15 protein-coding genes are annotated in these 12759 nt (G+C 65.7%); 10 read left to right on the top strand and 5 right to left on the bottom strand.

Annotation, left to right across the window (positions count from 1 at the left end):
- Window positions 1-63 precede the first annotated feature (63 nt).
- The 3 genes from rho to hemE all read right to left on the bottom strand — a co-directional run bounded on the left by rho (window position 64) and on the right by hemE (window position 3038).
- Entirely contained in the window at window positions 64-1329 is a 1266-nt protein-coding gene (gene rho / locus ACIPIA_RS03090) for a transcription termination factor Rho (protein ID WP_112579100.1), read from the bottom strand.
- Between the two features lie 223 nt (window positions 1330-1552).
- A complete protein-coding gene (hemJ, locus tag ACIPIA_RS03095) occupies window positions 1553-1975 on the bottom strand; it encodes a protoporphyrinogen oxidase HemJ (protein WP_400506567.1) in 423 nt (140 codons plus the stop codon).
- Window positions 1976-1985: 10 nt separating this feature from the next.
- Window positions 1986-3038 (bottom strand): uroporphyrinogen decarboxylase, encoded by a 1053-nt coding sequence (gene hemE, locus ACIPIA_RS03100; protein WP_400506569.1) that lies wholly within the window; start codon window positions 3036-3038, stop codon window positions 1986-1988.
- 435 nt (window positions 3039-3473) lie between these two features.
- On the opposite strand from hemE, the gene ACIPIA_RS03105 reads away from it, so the two are divergent.
- The 5 genes from ACIPIA_RS03105 to dnaQ are packed head-to-tail and all read left to right on the top strand — an operon-like array spanning window position 3474 to window position 7135.
- Window positions 3474-4304, top strand: coding sequence for a pyruvate, water dikinase regulatory protein (locus tag ACIPIA_RS03105; RefSeq protein ID WP_400506570.1), 831 nt, complete (start codon window positions 3474-3476; stop codon window positions 4302-4304).
- Between the two features lie 2 nt (window positions 4305-4306).
- Entirely contained in the window at window positions 4307-4927 is a 621-nt protein-coding gene (locus ACIPIA_RS03110) for a Maf family protein (protein WP_400506572.1), read from the top strand.
- A gap of 12 nt (window positions 4928-4939) precedes the next feature.
- Complete coding sequence (locus ACIPIA_RS03115; RefSeq protein WP_400506574.1) at window positions 4940-5773, top strand: shikimate dehydrogenase; 834 nt, start codon at window positions 4940-4942, stop codon at window positions 5771-5773.
- A 15-nt stretch (window positions 5774-5788) separates the two neighbouring features.
- Entirely contained in the window at window positions 5789-6403 is a 615-nt protein-coding gene (coaE, locus tag ACIPIA_RS03120) for a dephospho-CoA kinase (protein WP_400506576.1), read from the top strand.
- 15 nt (window positions 6404-6418) lie between these two features.
- Entirely contained in the window at window positions 6419-7135 is a 717-nt protein-coding gene (dnaQ, locus tag ACIPIA_RS03125) for a DNA polymerase III subunit epsilon (protein ID WP_400506578.1), read from the top strand.
- 25 nt (window positions 7136-7160) lie between these two features.
- Here the strand turns inward: dnaQ and ACIPIA_RS03130 are convergent, their stop codons facing one another.
- Both ACIPIA_RS03130 and secB read right to left on the bottom strand, forming a co-directional pair.
- Window positions 7161-7907 (bottom strand): TerC family protein, encoded by a 747-nt coding sequence (locus tag ACIPIA_RS03130; protein ID WP_400506580.1) that lies wholly within the window; start codon window positions 7905-7907, stop codon window positions 7161-7163.
- A 177-nt stretch (window positions 7908-8084) separates the two neighbouring features.
- Window positions 8085-8582 (bottom strand): protein-export chaperone SecB, encoded by a 498-nt coding sequence (secB, locus tag ACIPIA_RS03135; protein WP_400506582.1) that lies wholly within the window; start codon window positions 8580-8582, stop codon window positions 8085-8087.
- Window positions 8583-8830: 248 nt separating this feature from the next.
- Here secB and ACIPIA_RS03140 point away from each other — a divergent pair, with 248 nt between their 5' ends.
- From ACIPIA_RS03140 to ACIPIA_RS03160, 5 genes are all read left to right on the top strand, one after another.
- The gene (locus ACIPIA_RS03140; RefSeq protein ID WP_400506584.1) at window positions 8831-9556 is read left to right on the top strand and encodes a Tim44/TimA family putative adaptor protein; all 726 of its coding nucleotides are present in this window, start codon (window positions 8831-8833) and stop codon (window positions 9554-9556) included.
- Entirely contained in the window at window positions 9553-10719 is a 1167-nt protein-coding gene (mltA, locus tag ACIPIA_RS03145) for a murein transglycosylase A (protein WP_400506586.1), read from the top strand. Before ACIPIA_RS03140 ends, mltA begins: the two co-directional genes overlap by 4 nt.
- Window position 10720: 1 nt before the next feature.
- Window positions 10721-11281, top strand: coding sequence for a Smr/MutS family protein (locus ACIPIA_RS03150; protein ID WP_400506588.1), 561 nt, complete (start codon window positions 10721-10723; stop codon window positions 11279-11281).
- Window positions 11278-11652 (top strand): helix-turn-helix domain-containing protein, encoded by a 375-nt coding sequence (locus ACIPIA_RS03155; RefSeq protein ID WP_400506590.1) that lies wholly within the window; start codon window positions 11278-11280, stop codon window positions 11650-11652. Before ACIPIA_RS03150 ends, ACIPIA_RS03155 begins: the two co-directional genes overlap by 4 nt.
- 94 nt (window positions 11653-11746) lie before the next feature.
- Window positions 11747-12745: an adenosine kinase gene (locus ACIPIA_RS03160; RefSeq protein ID WP_400506592.1), complete on the top strand. Its 999-nt coding sequence runs from the start codon at window positions 11747-11749 to the stop codon at window positions 12743-12745.
- The last annotated feature ends 14 nt before the right edge of the window (window positions 12746-12759 follow it).

The raw sequence follows: 12759 nt of genomic DNA on the forward strand, positions 1-12759 counted from the left end.
TACCAATCGCACTCAGGCAATTGGTACGGCGGCGAATCGATCGCACAGAGTGCGTGTGTCGCGTCAGGTATTCATCGAGTCGAAGAACTCGGAGTTTTGCTTGGTCTGCCGCAGCTTGTCGATGAGGAACTCGATAGCGTCCTGCGGCCCCATCGGGTTGAGGATGCGGCGGAGCACATAGGTCTTCTGCAGGTCGGAGCGCGGCGTGATGAGCTCTTCCTTGCGCGTGCCCGACTTGAGGATGTCGATGGCCGGGAAAATGCGCTTGTCCGCCACCTTGCGATCGAGCACGATTTCCGAGTTGCCGGTGCCCTTGAACTCTTCGAAGATCACCTCGTCCATGCGCGAACCCGTGTCGATGAGCGCCGTCGCAACGATCGTAAGAGATCCACCCTCTTCGATATTGCGGGCCGCACCAAAGAAGCGCTTCGGCCGCTGCAGTGCGTTGGCGTCGACACCGCCGGTCAGGACCTTACCGGAGGACGGGACAACGGTGTTGTAGGCGCGGCCAAGGCGCGTGATCGAATCCAGCAGGATAACGACGTCCCGGCCATGCTCGACCAGGCGCTTGGCCTTCTCGATCACCATCTCGGCGACCTGGACGTGGCGCGAGGCCGGCTCATCGAAGGTGGACGACACGACTTCGCCCTTCACCGAGCGCTGCATGTCGGTGACTTCTTCCGGGCGCTCGTCGATCAGCAGAACGATCAGGTAGCACTCGGGATGGTTCGTGGTGATGGACTGCGCGATGTTCTGCAGCAGCACCGTCTTGCCGGTGCGCGGCGGCGCGACGATCAGCGCGCGCTGACCCTTGCCGATCGGCGCGACGATGTCGATCACGCGCGGCGAGAAATCCTTCTTCGTGGGATCCTGAACCTCGAGCTTGAGCCGCTGGTCCGGATAGAGCGGCGTCAGGTTGTCGAAGTGGATCTTGTGCTTGATCTTCTCCGGGTCCTCGAAATTGACCGTGTTGACCTTGAGCAGGGCGAAATAGCGCTCGCCGTCCTTCGGGCTGCGGATCGGTCCCTCGACCGTGTCGCCGGTGCGCAGACCGAACTTCCTGATCTGCGACGGCGAGACATAGATGTCGTCCGGGCCCGGCAGGTAATTGGAATCCGGGGAGCGCAGGAAGCCGAAGCCGTCCTGCAGGACTTCCACGACACCCTCGCCGAGGATCTCGGTCTCGCGAGCCGCGAGCTGCTTCAGGATGGCGAACATCAGCTCCTGCTTGCGCATCGTGCTGGCGTTCTCGACCTCCACCTCCTCGGCGAAGGCCAGCAGTTCGGTCGGCGACTTGCTCTTGAGCTCTTGAAGCTTGATTTCCCGCATGGGGCACCCGGATCGTGAACACCCTGCGGGACCGCAGGGGTAGGGACGGTACTGGATTGATCGACTTGGGTCCTTGCCGGACCTGCGCGGAGTAGCTGCGCGCCATGAGCTGCTGCTAGGGCAGGTGGCTCACGAACCGTCGACAACAGGGAGGACGCTGGAGAAGCGCAACGCCCTGATAGCGGGAATCGCGGCCGGGCTCAAGCGGAAACGATGGCGGCCGTCAGAACGGCTTCACGACGACGAGAATCACGATGCCGAGCATGAGAACGGCCGGTACCTCGTTGATGATGCGGAAGTAGCGCGCCGGCTTCTGGTTCTTGTCCTGCGCGAAGGCGCGGACGTGCTTCACCAGGACGCCGTGAATTCCGGAGAGGATGACGACCAGCAGCAGCTTGGCGTGGAGCCAGCCGCCCTTGAAGCCGAAGGCATACCACGCGAGGTAGAGGCCGAGGACCCAGGTCAGGATCATCGCGGGATTGATGATGCCCTTGAGTAGCCGGCGCTCCATGATCTTGAAGGTCTCGGACTGGATCGAGCCGGTCTGCGCTTCGGCATGATAGACCATCAGCCGCGGCAGATAGAGCATGCCCGCCATCCAGGAGATGACCGCGACGACGTGGAAGGCCTTGATCCACTCATACATGTCCTGATCCTCAGCCCCGCACGGCCTTCAGCAGCCGCTCGACATGGGCGATGGGCGTATCCGGCAGGATGCCGTGCCCCAGATTGAAGATGAACGGCCCGCCGCCGAAAGCTGACAGGATAGCCTCGATTTCGCTTTCGAGTTCCGGACCACCGGCCCGGAGGATCTGCGGATCGAGATTGCCCTGCACCGGCAGCTTCGACTGGATCGCGTCGCGCGCAAACGCGCGATCGATATCGGTTTCCAGCCCGACGGCATCGACGCCCGTGCCTGCGACATAATCCGGGATTTGTCGACCGGCGCCGCGCGGGAAGCCGATGATGCGCGCCTGCGGATGCACGGCGCGGACGCCATCGACGATCTGCCGCGTCGGCGCGACGCACCAGCGCTTGAAGTCATCCGGTCCGAGGGCGCCGGCCCAGCTGTCGAAGATCTGCACGGCATCGACGCCGGCGGCGATCTGCGCATTCAGGTAGACGACGGAGGCCGCCACGATGCGATCGATGATCGCCTGGAAGAGTTCCGGGTCGTGGGCAAACAGCGTCTTTGCCGGTCCCTGATCCGGCGTGCCCCTGCCGGCAACCATATAGGTCGCCACCGTCCAGGGAGCGCCACAGAAGCCGATGAAGCCGGTTTCGTGAGGCAGGGCACCGCGGACCCTGCGAACCGTCTCCAGGATCGGGTCGAGCTTGGCGCCATCGGCCGCGGCATCGATTTCAGCGAGCCTCGCGGCATCGGCGACGGGATCGAGGCGTGGGCCTTCGCCCTCGGCGAACCAGAGCTTCTGTCCCAGCGCCTGCGGCACGACGAGAATATCGGAGAACAGGATCGCGGCATCGTAGCCAAAGCGACGGATGGGCTGCAGCGTGACCTCGGCTGCGAGCTCGGGGTTATAGCAGAGGGACAGGAAGCTGCCCGCCTTCGCCCGCACCTCGCGATACTCCGGCAGATAGCGCCCGGCCTGGCGCATCAGCCAGACCGGAGGCACGGCGAGCGTCTCTCCGGCCAGGGCTCGGAGAAAGAGCGGCGTTGCGCTGGTTGCCGGAAGGGCTGGCGGGGTCATCCCGTATCCTCATTTAAAAGAGATTCTATGAAAGATTCTCTTTCTTTGACTCTTGGACGGGGGAGATAGCCCGGCGCAATTCTGTCCACAACCGTTCCACAGATGGTGGGACAGCGGGTCGCGGGGGTCCACCCTCAGCTGTAGCTCGTTAAGGCTTTGTTAACGGGTTGGAATCCGCCGCCGACTTCGGCATGGCCAAAATGATTCACGTGAAACACTTCCTTAACCATGCACAATTCGGCGTCTGTTGATGGCCGGAGGCAGTTATACAGACGGACGCGTCCGGGCCCGGAAATGGCCGGGTTGTCCACACTGCTCCCCACGGCAGTGGATAAGCTCCCGATCCCGGCCTGCCCATCGGCGTCGAATGCCTGATTCCGGTCGGCGCGAAAGCGCGCTAGATGATGACGGGAGTGCTTCAGGCCGGGGGATGCCGTGGTCCGCAACTATTTTCATCTGCATCTGGTTTCGGACGCGACCGGTGAGACCCTGATTGCTGTCAGCCGCGCCGCCGCGGCCCAGTATGAGAGCGTGTCGGCGATCGAGCACGTCTATCCGCTGGTACGGTCCGAGGCGCAGCTGGCGCGCGTTCTCGCCGAAATCGAGTCCTCGCCGGGCGTGGTGCTCTACACGCTGGTCGAACCGGAATGGCAGGAGAAGCTGGAGACCTTCTGTCGGGAGCTCGGCTGTCCGTGCCTCTCCGTCCTGCAGCCGGTTCTGTCGCTTTTCCAGTCCTATCTAGGCCAGGCCTCGGCGACGAAGCCGGGCGCGCAGCACGTGCTCAATACCGAGTATTTCCGGCGCATCGATGCGATGAACTACACGCTCCTCCATGACGACGGGCAGATGGGCGGCGATCTCGATGGCGCCGATGTGATCCTCGTCGGTATCAGCCGGACGTCGAAGACACCGACCAGCATCTATCTCGCCAATCGCGGCATCAAGACCGCGAACATTCCGTTGGTGCCGAACATCCCCCTGCCTGCGGAGCTCGAGAGCGCCAAGCGGCCGCTGATCGTCGGGCTGATCGCAAGCCCCGATCGCATCGTTCAGATTCGCCAGAACCGGCTTCTCTCCCTGCGGGCCGATGAAGAGACCGCCTATGTCGATCCGGCAGCGGTCGCCGACGAGGTCTCGCAGTCGCGCCGGCTTTGCGCGCGCAAGGGCTGGCCGGTGATCGATGTGACGCGACGCTCGATCGAAGAGACCGCGGCGTCTATCCTCGACCTGCTACGCGACCATCGCATGAAGTTCATCGCGACATGATCATGCCAGACAGCCTCTGGCTCGAATCCGAGCCGTTGATCCTCGCCTCCGGAAGCATCACCCGGCGCGACATGCTGATCGCGGCCGGCATTCCGGTCGAGGTGCTCAAACCGCAGATCGACGAGCGCGCGGTCGAACATCCACTGGTCGGGCAGGGTGTGCCTTCGGATCAGGTTGCTGCCGCTCTGGCCTGCGCCAAGGCGCTGTCCGTTTCGCACATGCGACCCGGCCGCCTTATCCTCGCCGCCGACCAGACTCTGACCTGCGATGGGGAGGCCTTCCACAAACCGGTCGACAGTTTCGCGGCGGCGGAGCAGATCATGGCGCTCGCCGGGAGGACACATGAGCTCCACTCCGCCTTTGTCCTGGCGCGGGACGGCGCGCCGATCGCCGAAGGGCAGGAGACGGCGCGGATGTCCATGCGCGCGCTCGATACCGATTTTGTCGGACGCTATGTCGAGCTCGTGGGTTCTGCCGCTCTTGCCAGCGTCGGCGGCTATCAGCTCGAGGGCCTGGGCGCACAGCTCTTCGAAAGCGTCGAAGGCAACCACTTCACAATCCTGGGCCTGCCGCTACTCGCCGTGCTCTCTGCATTGCGGGACCTCGGCTGCCTTGCCCGCTGACCGGACTATCCCATGTCACCTCGCTGCTTCGTCGTCGGGCATCCCATCGCCCATTCACGCTCTCCACTGATCCACGGCGAATGGCTGCGCCAGTATCAGCTCGCGGGTTCCTATGAACGGGTCGACGTCGCGCCGTCCGAGCTGCCTGGCTTCATCGCACGCCTGCGCGATGGCGAGTTCGCCGGCGGCAATGTCACGGTCCCGCACAAGGAGGCGGTGATGGCACTGGTCGACGGGATCAGCGATGCCGGCCGGGCCGTCGGCGCGGTCAATACGCTCTGGCGCGATGGCGGGCGGATCCTGGCCGACAATACCGATGTTCCCGGTTTTCTCGCCCATCTCGACGCGACGGTGCCGGGCTGGCAGGGGCGGGTCGGAACCGCTCTGATTCTCGGCGCCGGCGGCGCGGCGCGCGGCATCTGCTACGGCCTGAGGTCGCGCGGGGTCGGGCGGATCCTCATCGTGAACCGCAGCCGCGAGCGCGCTGACGAGTTGGCCGCTGCCCTCGGACGTCCGCTGGAAACCGGGGATTGGGGGCAGCGCGACCGGCTGGTCGGCCTGGCCGACCTTATCGTGAATACCACTGCTCTCGGCATGCAGGGCAAACCGGCGCTGGAAATCGATCTTTCGGGGCTGCGGCCGGGCACCATCGTCGACGATATCGTCTATGCGCCATTGAAGACCGCGTTGCTGGCGGATGCGGAGCGCCGGGGCGGCATCCCGGTCGATGGGCTCGGCATGCTGCTGCATCAGGCGGCACCCGGCTTTACCCGGTGGTTCGGCGTGACGCCGAAGGTGACGCCGGCGCTTCGCGCGCTGATCGAAGCCGATATCCTGAAAGCCTGATTCGGCGGAGAGAGCATGACCTTCGTGCTGGGCCTTACGGGCTCGATCGGAATGGGAAAATCGACGACGGCCGGGCTCTTCGTGGCACAGGGCGTGCGGCTGCACGATGCCGACGCGGCGGTGCACCGGCTGCATCGCGGGCGTGCCGCTGCGCCGATCGAGGCTGCGTTTCCGGGCACGGTCGTCGACGGAGTGGTCGATCGGGCGCGGCTCGGTGCGGCCGTGCTCGGCAAACCGGACGCGCTACGACGGCTCGAGGCGATCATCCATCCCCTGGTGCGGGAGGAGGAGAACGCCTTCATCGCGCGTTGCCGGCGAGAAGGCAGCGGGCTCGCCATCATCGATGTGCCGCTGCTCCTGGAGACCCGCGGTGAAGCGCGCTGCGATGCGGTTCTCGTCGTGACGGCCCCGGCCCCGGTTCAGCGCGAGCGCGTGCTTGCGCGTCCCGGCATGACTGCGGAGAAGCTCGACGCGATCCTTGCCCGCCAGATGCCCGATGCCGAGAAGCGCCGGCACGCCCATTTCCTTGTGGACACGTCCCGTGGACTCGTGGCCGCGGGGCGTGAGGTCGGCTCTATCCTGAAAGCGCTCGCCGGCCGTCCCGGGCGCGGCGCGGCCGGCAGATCTTGATGAGGTCCTGAAGCGATGCGCGAGATCGTTCTCGATACCGAAACCACCGGCGTCGAAGCCAACAACGGCGACCGCATCGTCGAGATCGGTTGCGTCGAGCTGGTCAACCATTGCCCGAGCGGTCGCACCTTCCACGTCTACATCAACCCCGAGCGGTCGATGCCGGTCGAGGCCTTCAACGTTCACGGCCTCTCGGAACAGTTCCTGTCGGACAAGCCGGTCTTCGCCGCCGTCGCCCAGGAGTTCGCCGAGTTCATCGCCGGGGCGAAGCTCGTGATCCACAATGCCGCTTTCGACGTCGGCTTCATCAACATGGAGTTCAAGCGGCTGAGCCTGCCGCCGATCGAGCAGGCGCTGGTCGTCGACACCCTGTCGATGGCTCGTCGCAAGCATCCGGGCGCCTCGAACAGTCTCGACGCCCTCTGTTCGCGCTACGGCATAGACAACAGCAGGCGGACCAAGCACGGCGCCTTGCTCGATTCCGAGATTCTGGCCGAGGTCTATATCGAGCTGATCGGTGGCAAGCAGGCATCGCTCGGCCTGGGTGTGGAGGCCGCGGCAGGTCGCGGCGGCCTCGCAGTGGTTTCCATCGAGAAGCCGCAGCGGCAGCGGCCGCTGGCGCCGCGGCTCGACGAGGCGGCCCTCGAGGCCCATCAGGCCTTTATCCTCGGCTCGCTGAAGGCGCCGCTCTGGAAAGGCTATCTGGGCATCACGGACGACGCGGCGCAGTAGGCGGCGTCGCCCATTCTCCAGACAATCAGCCCTGGGTGTCCCTGCGCGTCTTGCGACGCGAGAGCATGTTGAGCGCCTCGATCAGGGCCGAGAAGGCCATCGCCGCGTAGATGTAGCCCTTCGGCACGTGCACGCCGAAGCCCTCCGCGATCAGCGTGCCGCCGATCATCAGCAGGAAGCCCAGCGCCAGCATAATGATGGTCGGGTTCTTGTCGATGAATCGCGCCAGGGGGTCGGCGGCGAGCAGCATCGTCAGGACGGCGACGAGCACGGCGATCACCATCACCGGCACATGTTCGGTCATGCCGACGGCGGTGATGATCGAGTCGATCGAGAACACCAGGTCGAGCAGCAGGATCTGGAAGATCGCGCTGCCGAAGCTCAGCGTGACCGCACGCCCGCCTTCGGCAAGGACGGATTCCGGATCGGGGTCGACCTTGTGGTGAATCTCCTTCGTCGCCTTCCAGACCAGGAAGAGACCGCCGGCGATGAGGATCAGATCGCGCCAGGAGAAGGCCTGTCCGAAGACCGAGAAGACCGGGGCGGTCAGCGTGACGATGAATGCGACGGTGCTGAGAAGGGCCAGGCGGAGGATCAGCGCCAGGCCGATGCCGATCTTGCGGCCCTTCGAGCGCTGATGTTCCGGCAGCTTGTTGGTCAGGATCGAGATGAAGATCAGGTTGTCGATGCCGAGCACGACCTCCATGGCGATCAGTGCCCCGAGCGCGGCCCATACGGCGGGGTCGGCGGCAAGCGTCAGAAGGTGGTCCATCGGGTCTCCATCGAACAAGGAAAAGGCGGGCGTCCCTGCCGGGGCGTCCGCCGTTGCATGATGGCACATGGAGAGGGGTGGCAGCCTTCGCAAGGGCAACAATAATCCGCAACAAACGAAAAAAGGGCCCCGCAGAGGGCCCTTTCGTCGAATGTGGTCACGCCTTGAGGACGGCTGTCAGTTGGCGGTGGCGCCAGCCTGCCCCTGCAGCTCCTGCATGCGCTGCTGGTAGAGCGCGGCGAAATCGATCGGCGGGATGTAGAAGGGCGGGAAGCCGCCGTTCTGCACGGCCTCCGCGACGATCTGGCGCGCGAAGGGGAAGAGCAGACGGGCGCAGTCGATCACCAGCACGGGGTGGACATGCTCCTGCGGGATGTTCTGCAGGCGAAAGACGCCGGCATAGCTCAGGTCGAAGGCGAAGAGCGTCTCGCCCTTCAGCTCGGCCTTGCCCTCCAGGCGCAGCACCGTCTCGTAGTCGTTGTCGCCGAGCGCGGTCGAGCCGACATTGACCTGCAGCGACATCTGCGGACCCTGCTGAGCGTCCTGCTGCGCGAGCGAGCGCGGCGCCTTCGGATTCTCGAAGGAGAAATCCTTGGTGTACTGCACGAGAGCGTTGAGGCTCGGAGCCGCATCAGCAGCGCCCGTGCCATTTCCGTTGGGAAGTTCGTTGGCCATCGGTCCCATCTTGTTCTGGCAGGCTGTCTCGGGAAATCCCGCGCCATTGCCGGCGTTCGGGACTGCGCCCCATATTTCCGGAGCGACGCGCGCGTCGGCTATCATGGACGCCGGGTTGGCACAAGAAGTCGCCTTCACAACGCGGGGGGTGGATGTTACGAGCCTGTCTTACCATATGACGGCTAAGGCCTGCCGCGGTCGCGCGGCGAGGCTATAAGTAATGACGGGGAGCCACGGGTCAGCCTTCGATGCAAAATTCCTTCGACATGACGACTTTGGTCTTCTTGGCTCTGGCCGTTTTCGTCGCCTGGAAGCTGCGTTCCGTGCTCGGTCAGAAGACTGGTCATGAGCAGCCAAAGGACCCGTTCGCGCGCCGTGAGACGCCGCCGATGCGGCCCGACCAGGCGCAGGCCCCCGAGAAGCGCGACAACGTGATCAGGCTGCCGGGAGCGGCCAACGATCCCGTGGCCGCCGAGCAGCCGGCAGCCGAGCGCTGGAAGGATCTGGCTCCCGGTGATTCACCGGTCAGCGCCGGTATCGAGGCGATCATCCGCCAGGAGCCGGGTTTCGATCCGCATGAGTTCGTCTCCGGTGCCAAGGCGGCCTATGAGGCGATCGTAACGGCCTTCGCCCGCGGCGACCGCAAGATGCTGAAGGGCCTGCTTGCCAAGGACGTCTATGAGGGCTTCGAGCAGGCGATCACCGAGCGCGAGAAGCGCGGCGAGAAGGCTGAATCGAACTTCGTCTCGATCGACAAGGCCGACCTCGCGGCCGTCGAGGTCAAGGGCAAGACTGCGCAGGTGACCATCGGCTTCATCTCGCAGCTGATCAGCGTCACCCGCGACGCTCAGGGCAATGTCGTCGACGGCAGCGCCGATCAGGTCTCCGAGGTCAACGATATCTGGACGTTCTCGCGTCAGCTCGGCAGCCGTGATCCGAACTGGCTGCTGGTCGCTACCGAATCGGCCGCGTGAACTGTGCTGCCGGTTTCGCGCTGGCGCTTTCGGCGGCAGCCGGGCTCGCATCCATGACGGCCTCGGCTGCGCCATTTCCACTGGTTGAGGGCGCCCGCGCCGATCAGGTCGCCCCGCATGAGATCGCTGGCTGGGCCCGGGACGATCACGTCCGGGCTTTCGCCGTCTTCGTGCGCGGCTGCATGGCGGACCCGCCGCTGCGCCAGGCCGTGCCCTTGCCCGGTGCCCTTGCCACGGCTTGCGACAGCGCGAAGGCCTTGGCTGCGAAGGGAGCGATCGGCCGGGACGATGCGCGCAGCTTCTTCGAGCAGAACTTCAGTTTCTGGCGAATCCGTCCCGCCGGCACCGAGAAGGGTTTCACCACCGGCTATTTCGAGCCCGAGTTCGAAGGCTCGCCGACGCGCAACGATGCCTTCCCGACGCCGCTCTACGACCGGCCGAAGGACCTTGTCACGCGCTTCCCTGAAGATGACTGGCCCGGACTCGACAAGGCTCTGTCCGCCGCGCGCCGCACTGATAGAGGCCTCGAGCCGTTTCCGGACCGAACGGCGATCGAGACCGGCGCGCTCGACGGACAGGGGCTCGAGATCCTCTGGCTGCGCGATCCGGTGGATCGCTTCGTGCTGCAGGTGCAGGGCTCGGGCCGGGTGCGCTTGCCCGACGGTTCCGTCACCCGGCTGACCTATTCCGGCCGGAACGGCCACCCCTATACGTCGCTGGGCCGCGTGCTCAGCCAGCGCGAGGACATTCCGCCCGAGCAGATGACGATGGACAGGCTCATCGCGCGGCTGAAGGCCGATCCCGTCTTCGCGCGCGATCTGATCCGCCTGAACAAGTCCTTCGTCTTCTTCGCTCGCCGCGATGATCTGCCGGCGGAGAGCGGCCCTATCGGCGGCGCCGGCCTGCCGCTTACGCCGTTGCGCAGCATCGCCATCGACCGCAACGTCTGGCCGTACGGCCTGCCGGTCTGGATCGACACCATGATTCCTGACGGCACGGGCGGCGACGAGCAGCTGGCGCGGCTGATGATCGCTCAGGACACCGGCTCGGCCATCCTCGGGCCAGCCCGGATGGACCTTTTCGTTGGCTCCGGTGCGGCAGCCGGCCACCGCGCCGGGCTCATCCGCCATCCCGTCGCCTTTACCGTGCTCTGGCCGCGCTGAAATGCGGTCGCGCCGGGGCAAGACGCTGACGGAGGCCGATATCGCGCTCTGGCGACAGGTGGCGCGCTCGGTCAAGCCGCTGCCCGGCCGGGCCCCGATCGAGCCCGAACCCATCCTTGCATCGCCGGCACCAGCCCCTGCGCCCGAAACGGCGCTGCTGGCGACGTCACTGGTCGTGGCCAGGATAGCGCCCGCAGCGCCACCACTTGCGCCGATCGAGCGCCGTCTGCGTACGCAGCTGCGCCGCGGCCAGCAGAGCGTAGAGGCGGTCATCGATCTCCACGGCATGCGCCAGGACCAGGCGCATTTCGCGCTGCATGGGTTCTTGCGCCGCGAACAGGCCCGCGGCACCCGCATCGTGCTGGTCGTGACCGGCAAGGGAGGTCCGGCCCCGGCGCGTTTCGGCGAGGAGCGCGGCGTGTTGCGCCGCATGGTGCCGCATTGGCTCAGGCTCTCGGAGCTCCGCCCGCTCGTTCTGGGCTTCGAGGAGGCCGAGCAGCGCCATGGCGGGTCCGGCGCGCTCTATGTCCGCCTCAGGCGGCTCAGGGAGCACGGGCCGTGACGCCTTTCGGGCGACGCGTGCGAGAACTCAGGGAGCGGCGGGGCCTCACCCTGGCGGACATGGCCGCGGGCCTCGGCGTCACGCCCGCCTATCTCTCGGCGCTCGAACACGGCAAGCGGGGGCGGCCGACCTTCACCCTCATACAGGGCGCGATCCATCTGCTCGGCGTGATCTGGGACGAAGCCGACGAGCTCATCCGTCTCGCCGATCTCTCCCACCCGCGGGTCACCGTGGACACGGCCGGCCTTGATTCCGAGGCAACGCTCTTCGCCAATCGCCTCGCACGCGATATCGCCGAGCTGGAGAGCGAGGATCTGCGCCGGCTCGCCGCGATTCTCGACGAAGCTGCAGCCCGCCGCAACGCGGGCTAGACGAGGCTGCGCTTGACCCGCCTGCGCGTCGATGCGACACGCCGGGATCTTCCTTTCCGGCACTTCCGCCGCGTAATCCCGGACAAGCCAGCCCATGACCAACACCCGTACGGATGTCCTCGCCCTAGGCAACGCTATCGTCGATGTCCTGGCTGCGGCCGAGGAGGATTTCCTGGCGGCACAGAAGCTGACCAAGGGCGCGATGATGTTGATCGACGAGGCTCGCGCCGAGTCGCTCTATGCGGCCATGGGGCCGGCGCGCGTGATCTCGGGCGGCTCGGCGGCGAACACGATCGCCGGCCTTGCTTCCTTCGGCGGCAAGGGCGCCTTCATCGGCAAGGTCAAGGCCGACGAGCTCGGCAAGCTCTATCGCCATGACCTGACCTCGCTCGGCGTGGCCTTCGGGACGGCCGACGCGACGGACGGCCCGGCCACAGCACGCTCCTTCATCATCGTGACGCCGGATGGCGAGCGCACGATGAACACCTATCTCGGCGCCTGCCAGGGCCTCTCCGTCGCGGATGTCGACGAGAAGGCGGTCGAGAATGCAGACATCATCTATCTCGAAGGCTATCTCTGGGACCCGCCGGCAGCGAAGGAGGCTTTCCGCAAGGCGTCCGAGATCGCGCACCGCGCCGGAGGCCGCGTTGCCATCACGCTTTCCGATTCCTTCTGCGTCGACCGCTATCGCGACGAATTCGTCGGCCTGATCCGCAACCGGATGGTCGATCTCGTCTTCGCCAACGAGCACGAACTCAAGAGCCTCTACGAGACCTCGGATTTCGACACGGCCCTGTCCTGGCTGCGCTCGGAGAACATCCTCGCGGTCGTTACCCGCTCGGAGAAGGGCGCCTTGGCGGTTACGCCGGAAGGCATCGTCGAAGAGCCCGTCTTCCCGGTCGATCGCGTTGTCGACGCGACGGGTGCCGGAGACCTCTTCGCGGCAGGCTTCCTGTACGGCCTGACCTCGGGCCGCGAAGTCCGCGATTCGCTGCGCCTCGGCGCGCTGGCGGCGGCCGAGATCATCTCCCATGTCGGCGCCCGGCCGGATGTCAATCTGAAGACGCTGGCTGGCAACGAAGGACTGCTCTGAGGGCGCCGGCCTGT

The organism is Allobosea sp. CER48, from assembly GCF_044752385.1.
Lineage (GTDB): Bacteria > Pseudomonadota > Alphaproteobacteria > Rhizobiales > Beijerinckiaceae > Allobosea.

Coding starts and splice junctions, on each gene's coding strand:
- rho (WP_112579100.1), bottom strand. CDS start 1,329: ATGCGGGAAATCAAGCTTCAAGAGCTCAAGAGCAAGTCGCCGACCGAA.
- coaE (WP_400506576.1), top strand. CDS start 5,789: ATGACCTTCGTGCTGGGCCTTACGGGCTCGATCGGAATGGGAAAATCG.
- ACIPIA_RS03130 (WP_400506580.1), bottom strand. CDS start 7,907: ATGGACCACCTTCTGACGCTTGCCGCCGACCCCGCCGTATGGGCCGCG.
- ACIPIA_RS03110 (WP_400506572.1), top strand. CDS start 4,307: ATGCCAGACAGCCTCTGGCTCGAATCCGAGCCGTTGATCCTCGCCTCC.
- hemE (WP_400506569.1), bottom strand. CDS start 3,038: ATGACCCCGCCAGCCCTTCCGGCAACCAGCGCAACGCCGCTCTTTCTC.
- dnaQ (WP_400506578.1), top strand. CDS start 6,419: ATGCGCGAGATCGTTCTCGATACCGAAACCACCGGCGTCGAAGCCAAC.
- ACIPIA_RS03160 (WP_400506592.1), top strand. CDS start 11,747: ATGACCAACACCCGTACGGATGTCCTCGCCCTAGGCAACGCTATCGTC.
- ACIPIA_RS03140 (WP_400506584.1), top strand. CDS start 8,831: ATGCAAAATTCCTTCGACATGACGACTTTGGTCTTCTTGGCTCTGGCC.
- secB (WP_400506582.1), bottom strand. CDS start 8,582: ATGGCCAACGAACTTCCCAACGGAAATGGCACGGGCGCTGCTGATGCG.
- ACIPIA_RS03150 (WP_400506588.1), top strand. CDS start 10,721: ATGCGGTCGCGCCGGGGCAAGACGCTGACGGAGGCCGATATCGCGCTC.
- ACIPIA_RS03115 (WP_400506574.1), top strand. CDS start 4,940: ATGTCACCTCGCTGCTTCGTCGTCGGGCATCCCATCGCCCATTCACGC.
- hemJ (WP_400506567.1), bottom strand. CDS start 1,975: ATGTATGAGTGGATCAAGGCCTTCCACGTCGTCGCGGTCATCTCCTGG.